General features: G+C 37.1%; 17 protein-coding genes and 1 pseudogene. 11 read left to right on the top strand and 7 right to left on the bottom strand.

All coding sequences use genetic code 11. From position 1 onward, the window contains the following. Positions 1–5: 5 nt before the first annotated feature. A complete protein-coding gene (locus BCR26_RS17910) occupies positions 6–134 on the top strand; it encodes an IS3 family transposase (protein WP_209591845.1) in 129 nt (42 codons plus the stop codon). Positions 135–622: 488 nt separating this feature from the next. On the opposite strand, the gene BCR26_RS03425 is transcribed toward BCR26_RS17910, so the two are convergent. Further along, positions 623–2,563: a BglG family transcription antiterminator gene (locus BCR26_RS03425; RefSeq protein WP_069697574.1), complete on the bottom strand. Its 1,941-nt coding sequence runs from the start codon at positions 2,561–2,563 to the stop codon at positions 623–625. Positions 2,564–2,936: 373 nt separating this feature from the next. On the opposite strand from BCR26_RS03425, the gene BCR26_RS03430 reads away from it, so the two are divergent. The 5 genes from BCR26_RS03430 (at position 2,937) to scrK (ending at position 8,522) form a co-directional block, all read left to right on the top strand. Next, positions 2,937–3,395, top strand: coding sequence for a PTS sugar transporter subunit IIA (locus BCR26_RS03430; protein WP_069697575.1), 459 nt, complete (start codon positions 2,937–2,939; stop codon positions 3,393–3,395). Further along, entirely contained in the window at positions 3,395–3,721 is a 327-nt protein-coding gene (locus tag BCR26_RS03435) for a PTS fructose transporter subunit IIB (RefSeq protein WP_069697576.1), read from the top strand. The genes BCR26_RS03430 and BCR26_RS03435 overlap by 1 nt, the downstream gene beginning before the upstream one ends. An 18-nt stretch (positions 3,722–3,739) precedes the next feature. Next, entirely contained in the window at positions 3,740–4,843 is a 1,104-nt protein-coding gene (locus BCR26_RS03440; RefSeq protein ID WP_069697577.1) for a PTS fructose transporter subunit IIC, read from the top strand. Between the two features lie 110 nt (positions 4,844–4,953). Further along, a complete protein-coding gene (gene mngB / locus BCR26_RS03445; protein ID WP_069697578.1) occupies positions 4,954–7,629 on the top strand; it encodes a mannosylglycerate hydrolase in 2,676 nt (891 codons plus the stop codon). Positions 7,630–7,649: 20 nt separating this feature from the next. Beyond that, positions 7,650–8,522, top strand: a complete 873-nt coding sequence (scrK, locus tag BCR26_RS03450; RefSeq protein ID WP_069697579.1) for a fructokinase ScrK — start codon at positions 7,650–7,652, stop codon at positions 8,520–8,522. 235 nt (positions 8,523–8,757) lie between these two features. On the opposite strand, the gene heR is transcribed toward scrK, so the two are convergent. After that, positions 8,758–9,552 carry a heliorhodopsin HeR gene (gene heR / locus BCR26_RS03455; protein ID WP_245341949.1) on the bottom strand — a complete coding sequence of 265 codons (795 nt, stop codon included), beginning with the start codon at positions 9,550–9,552 and terminating at the stop codon, positions 8,758–8,760. Between the two features lie 193 nt (positions 9,553–9,745). On the opposite strand from heR, the gene BCR26_RS19085 reads away from it, so the two are divergent. The 3 genes and pseudogenes from BCR26_RS19085 (at position 9,746) to dnaB (ending at position 11,894) form a co-directional block, all read left to right on the top strand. Continuing rightward, a complete protein-coding gene (locus tag BCR26_RS19085) occupies positions 9,746–9,868 on the top strand; it encodes a hypothetical protein (RefSeq protein WP_275950776.1) in 123 nt (40 codons plus the stop codon). Between the two features lie 21 nt (positions 9,869–9,889). Then, a pseudogene (locus BCR26_RS17915) lies at positions 9,890–10,204 on the top strand (GNAT family N-acetyltransferase); the annotation flags it as partial. A 319-nt stretch (positions 10,205–10,523) separates the two neighbouring features. Beyond that, a complete protein-coding gene (dnaB, locus tag BCR26_RS03465; protein ID WP_069697580.1) occupies positions 10,524–11,894 on the top strand; it encodes a replicative DNA helicase in 1,371 nt (456 codons plus the stop codon). A 669-nt stretch (positions 11,895–12,563) separates the two neighbouring features. Here dnaB and lacD read toward each other — a convergent pair. From lacD to BCR26_RS03490, 5 genes are read right to left on the bottom strand one after another with little or no spacing between them, the layout of a single operon-like run. Beyond that, positions 12,564–13,529 carry a tagatose-bisphosphate aldolase gene (lacD, locus tag BCR26_RS03470; RefSeq protein WP_069697581.1) on the bottom strand — a complete coding sequence of 322 codons (966 nt, stop codon included), beginning with the start codon at positions 13,527–13,529 and terminating at the stop codon, positions 12,564–12,566. Positions 13,530–13,541: 12 nt separating this feature from the next. Further along, positions 13,542–14,474: a hexose kinase gene (locus BCR26_RS03475; protein ID WP_069697582.1), complete on the bottom strand. Its 933-nt coding sequence runs from the start codon at positions 14,472–14,474 to the stop codon at positions 13,542–13,544. A gap of 11 nt (positions 14,475–14,485) precedes the next feature. Beyond that, positions 14,486–15,004, bottom strand: a complete 519-nt coding sequence (gene lacB, locus BCR26_RS03480) for a galactose-6-phosphate isomerase subunit LacB (RefSeq protein ID WP_069697583.1) — start codon at positions 15,002–15,004, stop codon at positions 14,486–14,488. A gap of 12 nt (positions 15,005–15,016) precedes the next feature. Further along, positions 15,017–15,445, bottom strand: coding sequence for a galactose-6-phosphate isomerase subunit LacA (gene lacA / locus BCR26_RS03485; RefSeq protein WP_069697584.1), 429 nt, complete (start codon positions 15,443–15,445; stop codon positions 15,017–15,019). An 11-nt stretch (positions 15,446–15,456) separates the two neighbouring features. Continuing rightward, the gene (locus tag BCR26_RS03490; RefSeq protein WP_069697585.1) at positions 15,457–16,215 is read right to left on the bottom strand and encodes a DeoR/GlpR family DNA-binding transcription regulator; all 759 of its coding nucleotides are present in this window, start codon (positions 16,213–16,215) and stop codon (positions 15,457–15,459) included. A gap of 195 nt (positions 16,216–16,410) precedes the next feature. Between BCR26_RS03490 and BCR26_RS03495 the strand changes: the two genes are divergently transcribed. Next, the gene (locus BCR26_RS03495; protein WP_069697586.1) at positions 16,411–16,719 is read left to right on the top strand and encodes a PTS lactose/cellobiose transporter subunit IIA; all 309 of its coding nucleotides are present in this window, start codon (positions 16,411–16,413) and stop codon (positions 16,717–16,719) included. 16 nt (positions 16,720–16,735) lie between these two features. Then, the gene (locus BCR26_RS03500) at positions 16,736–18,412 is read left to right on the top strand and encodes a lactose-specific PTS transporter subunit EIIC (protein ID WP_069697587.1); all 1,677 of its coding nucleotides are present in this window, start codon (positions 16,736–16,738) and stop codon (positions 18,410–18,412) included. The last annotated feature ends 89 nt before the right edge of the window (positions 18,413–18,501 follow it).

Raw genomic sequence — 18,501 nt, forward strand, 5'->3', positions numbered from 1 at the left:
ATGGTGTGGTTTACACGAACTTTGAAGGATTGAAGCAAGCCATTAATAAGTGGATATATTACTATAATCACCAACGAATCAAAACGAAACTCAGGTGCAGTCCCGTTCAATACCGTGAACGGATAACAGCATAAAAACTACCGACCAGATTTCTCCAGTCGGTAGTTGGTCTAACTTTTGGGTCTCACTACACTAAGTCAATTCTCTTGTTTTATATTAACTTACCGTTTTTCATAAACTGTTTTTTTGACTGCCATTTGATTTAAATTTAGTAAAACATAGTACAACAGATTTTTAAATTAATACTACTCTTTCCTTTTTAATCTAACATTTTGAAACACAAAGAATCCTAAATTTCCGACTATATCCAACAAAAAAATCGCGAAAGTGAAGACAAAAACAGGCTTGAATTCAAGCCTGTTTTTTTGTTCCACATGAAACAATTGGAAATTATGTGTTGCTTTTTTGGTTGTTTTTTTAGCTAAAGCACGATATCATTCGCAAGTTTATGGAATGTGTTATCTTGATGCAAAAATCAAATCGATTCAATGGCTCTCCAAGTTTCTTATTCACTAGAAGCTACTTAAAATACAACCATTTTCCGATAGGGACAGACTTTTCTCTAGTTCATTTTTTTCATTTCTTCGATAAATGTAGCGTATTTATTTGAGTGTAAGATTTTTTTTTGGCTTTCTTTTTGGTGGATAAAATCCAGTAAGATCGAGTAAATATCTCCGGTTTCTTCGTAGTCTTCTTTTTTGATTGCGAAAAGAAAAACAAAATGAACGTTTTCCCCGTTACCCCAATCGATTCCACTAGGAAGAATGGCGACGGCAACTCTTGATTGTTGGGCTTTTAATGACATAGGGTGGGGAATTGCCAGTGTTTGATTAATATTCGTCTGACTGATGGTTTCTCGCCTGCAGACACTTTCATAAAAATCGTGAGAGACGATGCCTTGTGATTCTAGTACTTGCGTCATCATTTTTAGTAACGCTTCTTTCGTTTGGACATTGGGACTATGGAAGAAGCAAGTTTCATGAAATAAATCAAACACAGTTGCGGTTTTAAGTGCCATTTTTTCAATAAATGCGCCAACTTTATTAATATCTTTATCTAGTTGCCTCATATTGATGTAAATATGAGGCATTTTAAGCTGTTCTAATGGAACGGTTGTAATTACAAAGTCCACCTCGGATAGGTCATGTTGCTGCACTTCAATAAAGGACAAGCGGTGGAGGATTTCGATTTTTTCTTGATAGTGTTTATTAATTTTAGCTTCAATAATACGACTCATCGCCCGACCAGTTCCACAGATGAGGATGACTCGTTGTTTGCGATACTTGTTATAAGCACTACGTTCGATTGCTCCAGCAATGTGTAAGGAAATATATCCAACTTCATCTTCAGAAAAAGTTAAGCCATGCTCAAGCCCAATATTTTTTAGAGGCATGAGACATAAATCATACGCTAAAGGGAAGGACTTTTTGATGGTTTCCAAAAGAGGGTTTCTTCTGCTGGCATCCATCAAATTTGCATTGATAAAGCCTTCGATGTGAGAAGTCAGATCTTGAATTAAAAGCTTATCTGTTCTCCAATCAAAGTTGGAGGCGTTTTTGATTGCTTGTAAAAGTTCAGACACAATTTCTTTAGCGGCAGGATTGGACGGGTTGCTATTTTGCTCCATTTCAACGAGTCGAGGGGCGTTGATGGATAAGTGATAAATAAAATATTCCTTTTCTTCGTTGCTTAAAATCACTTGGAAAGCGTCTTCAATTTCAGTGAAAAAACGTTCCATTAATACGTTAGCTTCTTTTTTTAAAGTAAACACTTCTACGGGAAAGTCCGTCAATCGTTTGCCATCTGTTATTCTGCTTAATGCCAAGGCAAAGTGAGAAAGGATATTTTTGTGATAATAGTCAGAATCCAGTAATCCAAGAGGTTCAAAATAAGCGAGTTGGATTTTTTTCAACAATTCTAAATTAATATTATCAAACAAAGACAACTCGGTTTCTGTGAAACCAACAAGATATTCTTGGAGGTCTTTTACAATGAGTAAATCACTGATAGCTTGGCGTTTTGCCAACTCATTACCAACCAGTTCAAAGCCAATATTGGGGCGGTTGATAATTTTCAATCCATAAGGGGCTAAAAGAGTCCGAAGTGATTTTAAATAGGAATAAAAAGTATTTTTACTGACAAATAAGCGTTCGAGGAAATCCTCTAATGACAGGGGTGCAGCTTCTTTAAAAAGCAAGTAAAGCAGAAACGTTTGCCGTTCTTGCAGGGACGTTAGGGTGGGCATGGAAGAAGTAATACTATCATTCCGCCAACTGGTGAACGTTTTTTCATTAAGAATATTAAGTACATATCCCTCTCCTCTTAATAAAGAAACACTAGCCCCTACATTTTTTAAGGCATCGTTTAAGTTGGTGATATCTGTTCGGATGGTACGATCAGATACCGAAAAAGCGTTTGTTAATTCGGTCATGGCAACTGGGTAGGATTGTTTTATTAGTATATCTAGAATATCATCCAATCGTTGATACATTAGTTTAGACATGTTCTCACTCCCCATATGTAATAATAAATCGTTCAATATGTATTCTATCGGTTTTGTACTATTTCAATCAGAACAAAAGGATCAAGGTTAAGGTCTATATCAAAAGCACCAAGTGATGTTCTATGTATTGAATGTAAAACGGTAAAACGTAAAACCAATTTTTTAGGACTCTCCTAATTCAACTCTATCATACCTGATAAGAGTAGTGATTGGAATATAGCGATTTCTTAGTCTTTTCCAATAGGTGTGGAAGTGATTTTGGAATTTGCAGTGTCCAGCGACTTCCAAATCATTTGGAAAATGGAAGTGTTTACAACGACTTAGTTAATCGGTAAATTGAAGGTACCAGAGAAAAGGAAGGGAGGCTTCGAGAATGGACTTTACAGAAATAAACATTCTTTTGGATTTAAACGTTTCTTCTCAGCTTGAACTATTTCAAGTGATTGCAAGTTACGCAGAAAAGTTAGGCTTTTGTAAAGAGTCAACGAAAGTCTATGACTCTTTTTTAGCAAGAGAAAATGAATATTCCACAGGATTACAAAATGGTTTTGCGATTCCCCATGCGAAATCTGACTATGTATTAACCCCTACTGTTTTGTTCATTCGTTTAGAGAAACCCATTGAATGGGAAACGTTTGATGATTCAGCAGTTCAAAATATTTTTGCGCTATTGGTACCGAAAGAGGACGAAGGGACACTGCACCTAGAAATGCTTAGTCGTTTAGCAACGGCACTAATGGAGGAAGATTTCATACAACAAATTCAGAATAGTAATAGCAAAGTTGAGTTAGCCAAGATTGTGAAGACAGAAATGATAGGAGAGAGAAATTGATGAAAATTGTCGGAATATCTGCATGTCCAGCTGGGTTAGCCCATACACCTATGGCAGCGAAAGCATTAGAAAAAGCTGGCGAAAGATTAGGCTACGATGTAAAAATTGAACAACAAGGTTCTTTAGGTCAAGTCAATCGGATTTCACAAGAAGAAGCAAATCAGGCGGATTTTGTTTTATTAGCAACCGATCAAAAGGTTATCGGGCTAGAACGCTTTGAAGGGAAACCTCAATTAAGAGTCAATATTAATACCTGTATCAAAGCCCCAGAAGCGGTTTTGAAAAAATGTATTGAAGCAGTGAACCAGCGGAATTTGGAAAAATAATAGAAAAGAGGAAGAAACATGAAAAAGACGTTAGCAGAGCTTAAAGGACATTTGATGAGTGGGATCAGCTTTGTTTTACCACTAATTATCGGTGCTTCATTAGTTGTAGCGATTCCTAAAATGATTGCTTTAGGGATGGGAATAACTAGTTTAGATCCTTATGCGGATGCAGAGGGCTTTAAACATATCCTATATGCGATTGAACAAGTTGGTTGGACAGGCATTGGCTTAATCAATACCGTGTTGGCTGGATTTATTGCGTATTCTATTGGGGACAAAGCAGCGATTGGTGCCGGTTTCATTGGTGGTGCGGTGGCGACAAGTACAAATGCCGGGTTTTTAGGAGCAGTTATTGCCGGTTTTTTAGCGGGGTATTTAGTAAAATGGGCGAGAAATAACATTAAATTACCAGAGTCATTTTCAGGTGTAATGCCTTTAGTTATTTTACCATTGTTGGCGACACTATCTGTCGCAATTGTGATGGGTGCTTTATTGTCGGAGCCACTAGCATGGATTAATACAAGCTTAGTTGAGTGGATTAGAGCAATGATTGCGAATGATGTAAATAAAGTTGTTTTAGCATTAATTATGGGAGCGATGATTGGTTCTGACCTAGGAGGTCCAATCAATAAAGCAGCTTGGATGGCTGGGAATGTATTGTTAACAGAAGGTCTTTATTTACCAGCGATTATCGTAAACGTAGCAATTTGTGCCGTACCGTTAGGGTATGCCTTTGCGACACTTTTTCATAAAAAAAGATTTAATACGGAGCTTTTGGATGCCGGAAGAAATAACTTTGTCATGGGTTTTATTGGTATTACGGAAGGAGCGATTCCTTTTACATTAGTGAATCCTTTAAAACTGGTTCCAATCAATATGATTGGTGGAGCACTCGCTTCCGCAATTGGGATTGCTTTAGGAATGTATGCTAAAATGCCGCCAGTCGGTGGGATTTACGGATTCTTTACCGTTGGGAATGGTTGGGCCTACTTGATTGGTCTTTTCGCTGGGGCTGCTTTTATCGGCTTTATTGCACCTTTATTGGTGGACTTTAATAAAGAAGAAGAGTTGGCTCTTCAAGAAACAGATTCTATTGATGTAGAAATTAGTTTTGAAAACTAATTAGAAGAAAAAGACATGAAGGATGGTGCTTTGTCCCATGTCTTTTTCTATTGATTTTTAGAAAGAACTTAAAGCATCACGACTTAAAATAGAATGTAAGGAGTTTGGTTATGAAGAAAATCGTACATGTTGTTCCCCATAGTCATTGGGATCGGGAGTGGTATTTTACAACTAGCAGGTCGAAAGTTTACTTAATGCATGATGTTAAAAAAGTATTAGAACAACTGGAAGCTGACAATGGGTATGAGACATTTATTTTAGATGGACAGGCGTCTTTGTTAGATGATTATTTAAAATGGCGACCACAAGATAGAAAAAGAATCGAGGCTCTAGTGCACGAAGGAAAATTAATCATTGGTCCTTGGTATACTCAGACAGATCAACTGGTTATTTCAGGAGAAAGTATCGTTCGGAATCTGCTTTATGGGATGGCAATTTGTGAAACCATAGGCTCTTATATGAATATTGGTTATGTGCCAGATTCTTTTGGTCAAGCGGCAAGTATGCCACAGATTTATCGTGGGTTTGGTATCGAAGATACGATGTTTTGGCGTGGTGTTAGTGATGATGAGGTGAAACAGACAGAATTTAAGTGGCGCGGGGAAGATGGTTCAGTTGTGACCGCCTTTCAAATCCCTAGTGGTTATTACATCGGAGGCGCAATTCCAGAAAAAGAAGAAGCTTTAGCTAAATTTTTATATGAAGAACCCTTTAAAACAACTTGGGGGAGAAGCTCAACGAATCACGTGTACTTTCCGAATGGTTTTGACCAAGCTCCTGTTAGAAAGAATTTACCCGAATTAGTAGGCAAAATGAATCGATTGTACCAAGAGGATTATGAACTGCATTTTTCTACCATTGAAAAATATATTCAAGCAGTAAAAAAACAGCAGCCAGAGCTTGAAGAAGTGACAGGGGAGCTGACAAACGGCAAGTTAATGCGAATTCATAAAACCATTTTTTCCTCACGGTCAGACTTGAAGGTTTTAAATACCCAAGTGCAAAATTATTTAGTCAATGTGATGGAACCGATTTTGACGATTTCTATGACGTTAGGCTTTGAATACCCGGTAGAAACAGTCAAGGAAATCTGGAAATTGATGTTTGAAAATGCCGCTCATGACTCCATTGGTTCTTGTGTTTCCGATACAACGAATGAAGACATTTACATGCGCTACAAGCAGGCACGAGATATTGCAATAAATTTAGTAGAACTAACGATGCGAGAAATCGCCACTCAAATTAATAACGCTGCGGCAAAAGAAATGACGTTGACTGTGTTCAATCCAGCTAGTCAATCTCGTGCTGGAGTGATTGAAGCTGAGGTTTATTTACCGCAAAAAGAGTTTGCGATTTTAGACGAGAAGGGGCAAGAGCTTCCCTATACAATTTTAGAGCGAATCGATCAGACGGAGTATGTATTGAATCAGGGGAATATATTGAATCCAACGAAAGAGATGTATTTGCCTGAAAAGGTTTATAAAGCAAAAATTGCCTTCGAAGCATCGGTGATTCCCAGTGTCGGCTATACACAATTAACCATTGATTTAAGTGGGAATACTTTGCAAGAAATAGTGGAGCATAATGTTAATCAAATAGAAAACGAGTTTTATCAGCTTACAATTCATTCAAATGGTTTATTTGATATCCTAGATAAATTGTCAGGAACGTTGTATAAAGAACAGGGAATTATTGAAGAAAACGGCGATAACGGCGACTCATTCAACTATTCTCCTCCAGAACAGGATCTATTGGTTTATGCCACTGATTTTGTGCCGAACATTGAAGTCAAAGAGTCGGCTCTTTTAAAATCAGTCAAGGTGTCTTATCAAATGAAAGTTCCAGCTAATCTAGAGGAAAGAAAGCGTGGACAAGCAACGGCACTATTTCCGGTTAGTTTAAACGTAACGCTAAAAAAAGGATCACAAGTGATTGACTTTTCTTTGCAGGCAGATAACCGTTTTGTAGATAGTCATCGGGTGTGCTTACTATTTAACACAGGGATTCAATCGAAAGTTTCTACAGCTGACCAACAATTTGGAACGCTTCAAAGACCCGTTGTTTATGAAAAAGAAATGGCTTTATGGACTCAGCACAAAGACCAATGGAATGAAATGCCAATTGCTATTGAGACCTGTCAAAGTTTTGTTAGTTTATTTGACAATCAAAAAGGGGTCTCGCTCATGCCAAAAGGAGTAAGAGAATATGAGGTTGTTGGAGAAAAGAAGGATACGATTCGCTTAACTATTTTTAGAACTTATGGCTTTATGGGGAAAGAAAATTTATTCTATCGTCCAGGTAGAGCATCAGGTGAAACCGTAGTAGAAACGCCAGCTGCACAGTGTCATAAAGAAATGACCTTTGAGCTATCCGTCTATTATTTTTCAGGTTCGTTTAATCAAGCAGAAGTCGCCAATATTGCCAAACAAGCCAATACGCCTGTACAAGTTTATCAAGTGGCGGAATTTTTAAACTCTCGGTTGAATTTTACTCTAGGGGATGAAGTGAAGGAGTTACCTGTCAGCTATAGTTTGTTTGAGATGCAAGGAGAGATGACGTTAAGTGTTGTGAAGAAGGCAGAATCTCAAGCTGGATACATTATTAGAGTGTATAATGGACACATGAAAGAGAAGTTAGATGAAGTTATCCGATTTAAGCATCCTGTTAAAATAGTTAAAGAAGTGAACTTGAAAGAAGAGATGATAAGAGAGTTGCAGGTTCATCATCAGGCTGTTGCATTTTCAGGGATCGGACACGCTAAATTTCTGACGTTATATGTTGAGTAGATGAGGGGAGCGTTATAGGGATGGAAAAAATAGTTGGAAGTATTGAAGCAGGTGGCACGAAATTTGTTTGTGCCGTTGGGAATCAGGCGTTAGAAATTATCGAACGAGTGAGTTTTCCAACGACGACACCAGAAGAGACGATGCTATCGGTAATCGATTTTTTTGCGCCATATAAAAATAGATTAGCCAGCATTGGCGTCGGCTCATTTGGACCGATTGATATTAATGAGGACTCTGAAACCTACGGATTTATCACGACAACCCCTAAGTTAGCGTGGCAATATTTTGACTTTGTGGGAACACTGAAGAAAGCTTTTGATGTGCCAATTGCTTGGACGACGGATGTGAATGCAGCTTGTTATGGGGAGTATTCTTCTGGAAGTGGAATCGGAGTGGAAAATGTAGTCTATTATACAATCGGCACAGGAGTTGGTGGTGGTGCTATTCAAAACGGTCGTTTGATTGGCGGTTTTAGTCATCCTGAAATGGGGCATATGGTTGTAAAACCACATCCTAAAGATACATTTAAAGGTGTTTGTCCATTTCATGGGAATTGTTTGGAAGGACTGGCAGCTGGCCCTGCGATTGAACAGCGAATGGGAATGGAAGGAAAACAGTTGCCAGAAACAGATGCTTTTTGGGCGATTGAAGCAGACTATATCGCCCAATGTGCCTATAATACAACGTTAATGTTCTCACCAGATGTCATTATTTTCGGGGGAGGCGTGATGAAGCAACCGCATTTACTAGAAAAAATTCATCAAGCTTTTGAAAAACTAACCAATGGCTACGTGACGCATCCTCCTTTAACAGAGTATATTGTGACGCCGAAACTAGGAGATAATGCCGCGACGATTGGGTGCTTAGCTCTAGCGAAAGAGGCCATCCTATAGTTTTAGGTAAAGCAATAGAAAATGATGACTCATTTCCTAGTAAGAATCAAAAGCTGCCAAAATAATTGATTGATAAATTGAGTCAGGAAATGAAGAAATTAATGTGCCAGAAGAATTTGACTGTTTAAGGATGTAAACGATTAAAAAAATAAAAAAGAGCACTGAAAACGAGGAGAGCTTAAAGCGGCATCGTTTTCAGTGCTTATAATAATTTTAAGCAGTAGTAATAAATGAATTAAGGTTGCATAACCCCTGAGAAAACCAACCAAGCAAGAACTGTTTTGGCAATCAAGCTCAACAGAATATACGTTCGTTCCCCGTAAATATAATTTGACCATTTTCCGATTCGTTTATATTGTAAAACCATGTTAATAGGGAAAAGGTTGAAGAAGACAAAATAGGAAGCTAAAATAGCATAAACAAACCAGGGAACTTCTGATGGGTCAGAATTACCAAGCGCGTAAATAAAAATAACTACCCAGGTGCCCAGACCGGAGATTGAACCAAAGATAAAAGGAAGCCAATTGGTTTTCTTTGTATATTGGTTTAGTAATTCCATCAGGAGCCCAAACAAGTTCATAGAAGCATTCAATAGAAATAGAATAATCAGAGAACCAAGGTCATACATCCCAAAAAGCATTGCAATCAAAACAATCATTAAGGATGAGCTTAAAGCATATTCATACCAGCGGAACCGATTAATCCGCTTTTTAAGATCATTGTTATAGATATCATTGAGTTTTGGTAAAACAATTAGGAAATGCGCTGCAGCAGAAATGAATAAAAATAATGAAACGAAAATAGCAAACGGAACTTGCCCAATCATTTTAGGATCAGTAACAAGCTGTACACTTCGTTTATCAAAGGTTAAAAAATAAGTCATTAAAGGAATTTTAAAGTTCGTTATTTTTGTAACAGACAGTGCAAAAAATAACATTAATCCCCCTTGTATAAAATGTAGACACCCCATTACCAAATTAAATCTTCGCAATGATTGGAAATCAATTTTCTTTTTTATTTTCTTTTTCAAAGTAGCCCCTCCTTTTTTATTACTTCTATTTTCCCATCGATTGGCCAAAGTTACAAAGAATAACCCTCAAATGCTAAGCGTTTCAAAATGACCGAAAGATAAATAAAAGAGAGTATCATAGTGGGAATATTTCCTATATACTATTTTTAATCGCCTTTTTAAGTGAAAGTTTAAAAGAGTAAAGGAGAATGGAATGAATAAAGTTACCTTGCATAAGATTACTATTGAAAATGTGGAGCAATGTTTGAAGTTGAAGACTCATAAAACACAGGGGAAATTTGTTGCAACGACTGAAAAAAGTTTAGCGTATGCCTAAGCTTATCGAGATCAGTGTCAACCATTTGCTATTTATTCTGGAGAAAAAATGGTGGGTTATGTGTTAACCCTGTTCGATAAGGAAGATGAGATGTATTGTATCTGGCATATGATGATTGATGCCGAAAATCAAGGACTTGGTTACGGGAAAGCTGCTTTAAAATTAGTGATTGATTATTTTCAAACATTCCCATTTGGAAAAACGGAAAGTATTGGTTTGACTTGTCATGAGGAGAATCAGGCAGGCTTGCGTCTATACCGAAAATTGGGCTTTAAGGAAACTGGTGAAAAAGATGAAGATAACGAACGAGTTATGATTCGCTCACTAGCAAAATAAAAAAGAAAAATGAAATAATTTGATAGATTATTTCCACCATTTTTTCCGAAAAATAAAGGAAAAAGAGGGTTCAACTTTCTTAATAAGATAGTTTAAGGAACCTTTATTTAAGTTGTACAAACTGTGTTTTCTTGTTAAAATGAAAAGACTGGAAAGCCGATGTTTAAAGTAGTAAGAACAATGAAGTTAAGCTATAAATTTTTCGTTTAGACAGGCTAAAATGGCAAGTAAAAAGCAGGATGACAATTTTAGACAATAAGATTCAATAAAAATCTGCTGGTATCTTGACCATTTTTTAAGTAAGTAGGAGAGAAAATAAATGGATGAAGTATGGCAAGATCGAGTACCGCCACAAAATATAGAAGCAGAACAGGCTGTTCTAGGGTCGGTTTTTTTGGATGCGGAAGTTCTTATCGAAGCGATGGAATATATCGAACCTAAAGACTTCTATCGTAGAAGTCATCAAGTCGTTTTCCAAACAATGCTCACTTTAAACGATCGCAACGAAGCCATTGATGTCATTACGGTCAAGGATCGCTTAGAGCAAGAAAATTTATTGGAAGATGTAGGTGGGCTAAGTTATTTATCAGATTTGGCATTAGCTGTACCGACAGCAGCCAATATTGTTTACTATGCTCAAATTGTTGAGCAAAAATCGTTATTACGTAACTTGATTCAGACTGCAACAGAAATTGTCACAAAAGGGTTTGAACAAGGAGAAGACGTTGAAACAATTTTAGACGATGCAGAACGAAGTATTCTTGAAGTCTCAGAAAAAAGAAATCGAAGTGGTTTTTTGTCGATTGCCGATGTTTTAAATACCACAATCGCGAATATTGACCAGCTGTATCAAAATGATGAAGAAATTACAGGCTTACCAACGGGCTATCAAGCATTAGATAAAATGACTGCTGGTTTACAAGCAGAAGAGTTAATTATTTTGGCCGCTCGGCCCGCAGTAGGGAAAACGGCTTTTGCATTGAATATTGCTCAAAATGTAGGAACAAAAACAGATCGTTCCGTAGCTATTTTCAGTTTGGAAATGGGTGCGGAGTCGTTAGTCAATCGTATGTTGTGTGCTGAAGGCTCTATAGAGGCTGCTCACTTGCGTACAGGTCAGTTGTCAGAAGAAGAGTGGCAGAACTTAATTATTGCAATGGGGAGCCTTTCACGAGCAAACATCTATATTGATGATACCCCAGGAATTAAGATTACCGAAATCCGAGCAAAATGTCGAAAATTGGCACAAGAAAAAGGGAATTTAGGGCTGATTCTCATTGATTACCTTCAGTTGATTGAAGGGACTGGACGTGAAAATAGACAACAAGAAGTTTCTGAAATTTCTCGTCAATTGAAAAAATTAGCGAAAGAGCTAAAAGTCCCTGTAATTGCCTTGTCTCAGCTATCCCGTGGTGTGGAACAAAGACAAGATAAACGCCCTGTTTTAAGTGATATTCGTGAGTCAGGTTCGATTGAGCAGGATGCGGATATTGTAGCGTTCTTGTATCGTGATGATTATTATGATCGAGCTGGAGAAGACGGGGAAGATGATCGTGAAGCACCGGAAATTGATAATGTTGTTGAAGTGATTATTGAAAAAAACCGGAGTGGTGCACGAGGAACTGTGGAATTACTGTTTATTAAAGAGTACAATAAATTTTCATCGCTATCGCCTCGAGAAGAGTTTTAAAATCGAAACGTCTGAGGAAAAAATTTAGAAGGGTTGATTGGCTTTATGCTAAGGGAGGGCAGTGAAAAATCACTGGTCTCTTTTTTTGTAACAACTTTAGAAGGGAGACACGTTACTTGTATTCCATCTTGAAGCAACTGTCAGGCGAATAAAAAAAGTTCAGCCTTTGTCTAAACTTTTTTTGTCTGTATTTGGTCATTCATTATGGTTGATCTTGATTGCAAACTATGAGTATAAATATATTTATTCGTTTATTTTAGGGAAAAGGCGCTAGAACTCAATATGAAGGATTGCTACAGCGGACTATTTTGGATTTTTTCTATGCTTGTACAACAAATTTGAGGTAGCAATGATTATAGGGTGTTGATAAGTTGCTACATTTTCAATTTTTGTGAGTAGGAGCAACTACCATTCAATATCAGTCGCAGCTTATCGCTGCTGTTGAATGGCAGTACTCGTTTATTTTTGACCGACCTATAAAACAGCATGCAGGTTTGGTCTGATAAGAGGGATAGGGTAAAGCTAATGAAGTGTTCTTTTAAAGAGGAGTCGCTAGTGGAGCAGCAAGAGGCAGCTAGCGAATGCCGGTTCTGCCTCTGCTTTGTTTGCTGGGCATTAGCAAACAATACGGTCTGTTCCATGTTGAAAATGTAGTTACCTTAATCCAATCTATTTATAAGGCGTTGCCGTTTCTTTTAGCACTTTATTTAATTCGTCAATATTTTGTTTCCCTTCGGTTCGTAACCACTCTCTAGCAGCTAATTCACCATTTTTCACGAAAGGAGCTACACCATTGGCCCAAGTAGCTCGGCCGCAAAGGACACCATTAAATGTAGAGCCCGCTTTTTTAGCAAAGTAAAGTGTATCCATAAATAGTTCTGCTGAAACACCAGCACTTAAAAAAATGAAAGGCAGATGGGTAGCCTGACTTTGTTCAAGGAAGAGTTGTTGCGCTTCTGCACGAGTATAAACAGCTTCTTCACTATAGCCCTCAACAAAGTGCATATTTACAGGAACTTCTACTTTTAAGACATCAACATGAAATTGTGGCTCAGAAAAAACTTTCATCATTTCGATGACTTTTTTTGGTTTAATTTTGGCATATTCTTTTGATTTAGGGTCTTTAATAGTATCATCGTAAGATAATAATTCAAGGAAAAATGGCAATTCTTCTGCTACACATTCCGAACCAATGCGTTCTACGAAGGCTTTCTTGCGATCATTGATTTCGTCGCTTTCATCCACATCATAATACAGAAGGAATTTACAAGCATCTGCCCCCGCCTCTTTTAGACGTCTGACAGACCAGTGATCTAATAAGTCTGGAAAGCGACCCTTGATAGAAGCATCGTAGCCTGTTTTTTCATAAGCAAGTAGAAGCCCCGCCTCTTTATGACGAACAGAACTTGCAGGCAGACCATATTCTGGATCTAGTAAAATGGCTGAAGCATAAGGAGTTAGCTCTTCTGAAATAAGCGCTTTAAATTGTTTTATCTCTTGCTCAGCCACAGAAGAATTGTAGGCTGACATCATTTTTTTTAAAGCACCTCTTTGGTCAATTGCTAAAGCAGCAATAATCCCCTCTTTATTTGCAAGACATTCAATTGCTGCTTGTTTTTTTTCTGAATTATTCAATCGGTTTTCCTCCTAAATTTGATCTATAATCATTTGGTCGAAAAATGAATCAAAATTTTTGACATTAATCGTCCCGGTTTGGGTTTCTAAGGTATTTAAAATTCCTGTGGTCATTCCTGTTTTTAAAATATCCGTGATAGTTTTTTTCTGTTGAATAGCCGCCGCCATTCCAGCTAAAGAAGCATCGCCAGATCCAACTGGGCTAATCGGGGTGATTTTTGGTAACCGCGCTCTATAGTAGCTAGTTCCATGTTTAAGTAAAGCTCCATCTGCTCCGAGAGTGACAACGATATACTCAACCTCATCGAACAGCGGATTTTTTAAATCTGTTATTAAAGAATCGATAGTCTTGCTGGCTTTTTTATTTAAAAGTTCGGCTATTTCATGATGATTTGGTTTAATTAAATAAGGCTTGAATTTGCCTGATAGAGCATGATATAAGCTTTTTCCAGAAGTATCTAACAAGACCGGGCATTTTTCTAACGTTGCTTGTTCTAATAGAATTTGATAGAAATCTGCTGGAAAGTCCTTAGGTAAGCTCCCCGAAATCGTGATGAGATCGCTTGTTTTTAAAAGGCTATGAAAATGCTCAAGAAAAGCTGCTATTTCTTTTTCAGTAATTTTGGGACCAGCTTCTAGAATTTCAGTTTGCCTATTCTCTGATAAAATAGCAATACAATTTCGGGTTTCCTCTTTTATAGGAGAAAATGAATGTTGAATGCCCATTTGATTGAGCCCCTCTTTCACTCGTTCACCAGTATAGCCTCCAAGGAAACCGGTCGCTTTTACAGAGACATTTAGTTGTTGTAAAACACGCGTAACGTTTAGTCCTTTACCACCTGCCGTTTTAGTTACTAATTCTGTTCGATTGACGGCATCTAGTTGGAAGGTGTCAACAAAGTAAGAAATATCGATTGAAGGGTTGAGAGTGACGGTTAAAATCATAGATAAAACTCCTAATCTGTATAGTCTCCACGATCCCATTTTTCTAGAAATTCATCAAAAATATGTTTATCGGTAATCGTTGCCGAGCTTTTCGTTTCAACTTTATTTATTTTTTCAATTAAAGCCCTATTTTCTTTTGTTGGTTGATAATCGGTTTGGATAAATTCTTGAAGGATGTCACAAATCAAAAATTCCCCTGTAATTTTTCCTCCGAAAGCAATCGCATTTGCATTCAATTCTTTTTTAGCATAAATAGCTGTCGTCATATCTCTGACTAAGGCAGCTCGCACGCCAGGGACTTTATTAACGGCATTAGTAATACCAACGCCGGTTCCACAAATAACGACACCAAGGTCAGCTCGACCAGATGCAACTAAGAGACCAACTTTTCGACCATAAATAGGGTAGTGTGTTCTTGAAAAATCATAAGTCCCGACATCAAGCACCTCGTGTCCTTGACTTTTTAAGAAATCGGAAATAGCAATTTTTGTATTTGTAACAATATGGTCGCAGCCTAAAGCAATTTTCATTATTTTATCCTCCTAAAACATTTTATTTAACATATCTACTCGAATTTGATGACGGCCTCCGTCATAGTGGGAAGTAAGAAAAGCTAAGACAATATTTCTAGCGAGTTCATTTCCGACAATTTCGCTGCCTAATGTGATGATTCGAGCATTGTTATGCTGTCTGGTCATGTAAGCAGAACGTTCATCAGAAACTTCAGCGGCGATAATTCCTGGATGTTTAGTAGCCGCCATGAAACTTCCTGCACCATAGGCATCAAATAGAATGCCAAAACTAGCGTCATCGGCTTGAATTTCTTTAACAACAGCTGCAGTAGATTCTATGAAGTCATCAGCTCCTGTTGCAGTCACATCCAAAACGTTAAACTCTTTTTCCTCTAAGAATTGTTTAATCATGTTTTTCAGCGTCAGTCCATTTTTGTCTGTTCCCAGTATTACGTTCATATTCCTTCCTCCTAATGAATAATAGTGATAATTTTCTCGTATCTTGCTAGTACATCTGAAGGAATTGTCTGGTCGGTAATTAGATAATCTGCTTCAGATAGTGAGTAGAATTTATAAAAATCTTGTTTATCCAATTTAAAATGATCGGCGATAATATATTTAATATGGGCGCTTTGCAAAATGATTCTTTGAGTCACCCCTTCATCTTCATTAGAGTTAGTAACAAAATTGTCTAAAATACCATTTACACCAATAAAGGCTTTATATACTTGAATGTTGGTTACGGTATCATTAGCAATTGTTCCTACAAAAGCACCAGTTTTTGAGCGATAAGAGCCCCCAATCAGAATTAATTCAAAACGGCTATCATTTTTAAATTTATCGAAAACATGAATCGAGTTGGTAACAATTTTGGCAAAGTCACATTCTAGGTAATCATAAACCAATTCAATCGTTGTTCCTGGTCCTAAAAAAACAGTATCGCCTGTCTGTATTTGTTGGGCGATGTTTTTGGCGACCGCTTCTTTTTCAGTTAAGTGAATATTTTTCTTTTCAATATGGCTTAATTCGAAACGACTTAAGTCTTTTTTGGCGGATGCTTTTGCTCCGCCATGAACCCGGATTAACTTTCCTTGTTCCTCTAGTTCTTTTAAGTCTCGACGGACAGTCATTTCTGTCACATTTATTTTATCGGTGATGTCAGTGACTTTTACAAATTCCTGTTTATCTAAAAGAGCTAATAAAGCTTTTTGGCGTTCTTCTTTAATCAATATACACCCCTCCTTTTGTTTTTAAATGTTTGTTAATGTTCAATTAGAACTTATCATCAAAAAACTTATCTGTCAATTAAAAAATTGGTCTTATTTTCAATTTTTTTGATTGACAGAAAGATGAGAGCGGTATATCATTTGTTTGTGAAGAACAAAAACAAACAAAAACAAACATGAAGAAATGAGGGTTTATTTATGAATAAAGAAGAAGTTGCAATGATTGGATTTGAGGTAGTGGCTTTTGCAGGAGAAGCACGTTCAAAATTGATGGATGCGTTGAACGAAGCAGAGAAAGGACAGTTTGAAGTTGCTGATCGTTTGGTGGAGGAAGCTCATAGTAGTTTAATGGAAGCGCATAAATCTCAAACACAAATGTTAGCGGCTGAAGCGAGTGGTGAATCGATTGAAGTTGGTTTTATTATGGTTCATGCACAAGATCATTTAATGACAACGATGTTATTGAAGGATACAATTAAGCACTTATTTAATATTTATAAAAAATAAAAGGAGGATTTATCAAATGAATGCACTAGTTTCTAAAATTGAAAAAATGAAACCAACGTTTGAAAAAATTTCGAACAATCCTTATTTAAGAGCAATCAGAGACGGATTTATTAGTTTGATTCCAGTTATTTTATTTTCTAGTATATTTTTACTAGTTGCTTATGTACCAAATATCTTCAAATTTTATTGGAGCTCTGACGTAGAAGCAGCTATTATGAAAATGTATAGTTATTCTATGGGGATTTTAGGCTTGTTAATGTCAGCTACTGTAGCAAAAAGTTTGACAGATAACTTTAATAGCAAGTTACCGAAAACCAATCAGATTAATCCACTCTCAACAATGATTGCAGCTATTATTTCATTTCTTTTATTAAGTGTAGATCCGCTTGAAAATGGGTTTGCCTCAGGATATATGGGCACGAAAGGGTTGCTGACTGCTTTTATAGTAGGTTTTATTGTACCGAATATTTACCGTTTTTGTATTAAGAACAACATTACTGTAAAAATGCCAGAGGAAGTTCCAGGGAATATTTCACAGACGTTTAAAGATTTAATTCCAATGACATTATCAGCAATCTTTTTCTGGTTATTTGATTTAGGCTTTAGAAGTGCGGTAGGAACCAATTTTTCAGAGAAAATTATTGAACTATTCCAGCCAATTTTTAGTGCTGCAGATGGTTATTTAGGTTTAGCGTTAATTTTTGGAGCGATGGCGTTCTTTTGGTTTGTAGGAATCCACGGACCATTAATTGTCGAGCCTGCTGTGGCAGCCATCTATATTACTAATGTGGAAGTCAATCTACAATTGTATCAAAATGGGGAACATGCTAATCGGATATTATCTCAAGGAACACAATATTTTGTTGCTACTCTTGGTGGGACAGGGGCTACACTAGTCATTACGATGATGTTTGCTTTTTTGGCAAAGTCTAAACAACTAAAAACAATCGGGCGCGCTTCTTCTGTCCCAGTATTATTTGGAGTCAATGAGCCGATGCTATTTGGTGCCCCGATTGTTTTGAATCCGATTTTCTTTATCCCGTTTATTTTGGCACCAATCCTAAATGTTTGGTTGTTCAAATTTTTTGTTGATACGTTTGGAATGAATGGTTTTATTTATAATTTACCTTGGACAACGCCAGGTCCTTTGGGTTTAATTATGGGAACAGGCTTTGCAATCCAAGCTATTATTTTAATGCTTTTGTTGCTAGTAGTAGATTTTGTTGTTTATTTTCCTTTTTTCAAGGCTTATGACAATGAACTTTTAGAAAAAGAACGCAATCAAGAAAATGAAATTATCGAAGAGAAGCGAGAAGAAGCAGCTGAGCAGTTAGTGACAAAGGCCGCTGCTGAGGCAATAGCGGAAGTGAAAACAGAGCAGAAAATTTTAGTTTTGTGTGCCAATGGTGCTACAAGCGCAATGTTAGCAAATGCGATTAAAAAAGGTGCCAAAGCAAAAAATATTGCTTTAGACTCAACAGCGATGGCTTATGGTCAGCATAAGGATTTAATTGGGGAATTTGATTTGATTATCTTAGCACCACAAATGGCTTCAATGTTGAATGAACTGAAGGAAGATGTCAAAGGCTATCAGACAAAAGCCGTTTCGACCTCGGGTGCGGAATATGTAGCTTTGGCCAGAGAGCCTGAACAGGCAGTAAATTTTGTATTTGAAACGTTAGCGAATGATTGATTTAAAATAATTGGCCATTAAAAGCCAATCAGAATGAATGGATAAAGTGAAGGAGGGCAACTGTTTCAGCTTTTGAAGGTTGGTTGCCA

It is taken from the genome of Enterococcus rivorum, from assembly GCF_001742285.1.
Lineage (GTDB): Bacteria > Bacillota > Bacilli > Lactobacillales > Enterococcaceae > Enterococcus_L > Enterococcus_L rivorum.

Excerpts from the sequence above, each read along its gene's own strand:
- BCR26_RS03425 (WP_069697574.1), bottom strand. The coding sequence starts at position 2,563 with ATGTCTAAACTAATGTATCAACGATTGGATGATATTCTAGATATACTA.
- BCR26_RS03430 (WP_069697575.1), top strand. The coding sequence starts at position 2,937 with ATGGACTTTACAGAAATAAACATTCTTTTGGATTTAAACGTTTCTTCT.
- BCR26_RS03435 (WP_069697576.1), top strand. The coding sequence starts at position 3,395 with ATGAAAATTGTCGGAATATCTGCATGTCCAGCTGGGTTAGCCCATACA.
- BCR26_RS03440 (WP_069697577.1), top strand. The coding sequence starts at position 3,740 with ATGAAAAAGACGTTAGCAGAGCTTAAAGGACATTTGATGAGTGGGATC.
- mngB (WP_069697578.1), top strand. The coding sequence starts at position 4,954 with ATGAAGAAAATCGTACATGTTGTTCCCCATAGTCATTGGGATCGGGAG.
- scrK (WP_069697579.1), top strand. The coding sequence starts at position 7,650 with ATGGAAAAAATAGTTGGAAGTATTGAAGCAGGTGGCACGAAATTTGTT.
- BCR26_RS19085 (WP_275950776.1), top strand. The coding sequence starts at position 9,746 with ATGAATAAAGTTACCTTGCATAAGATTACTATTGAAAATGTGGAGCAA.
- dnaB (WP_069697580.1), top strand. The coding sequence starts at position 10,524 with ATGGATGAAGTATGGCAAGATCGAGTACCGCCACAAAATATAGAAGCA.
- BCR26_RS03475 (WP_069697582.1), bottom strand. The coding sequence starts at position 14,474 with ATGATTTTAACCGTCACTCTCAACCCTTCAATCGATATTTCTTACTTT.
- lacB (WP_069697583.1), bottom strand. The coding sequence starts at position 15,004 with ATGAAAATTGCTTTAGGCTGCGACCATATTGTTACAAATACAAAAATT.
- lacA (WP_069697584.1), bottom strand. The coding sequence starts at position 15,445 with ATGAACGTAATACTGGGAACAGACAAAAATGGACTGACGCTGAAAAAC.
- BCR26_RS03495 (WP_069697586.1), top strand. The coding sequence starts at position 16,411 with ATGAATAAAGAAGAAGTTGCAATGATTGGATTTGAGGTAGTGGCTTTT.
- BCR26_RS03500 (WP_069697587.1), top strand. The coding sequence starts at position 16,736 with ATGAATGCACTAGTTTCTAAAATTGAAAAAATGAAACCAACGTTTGAA.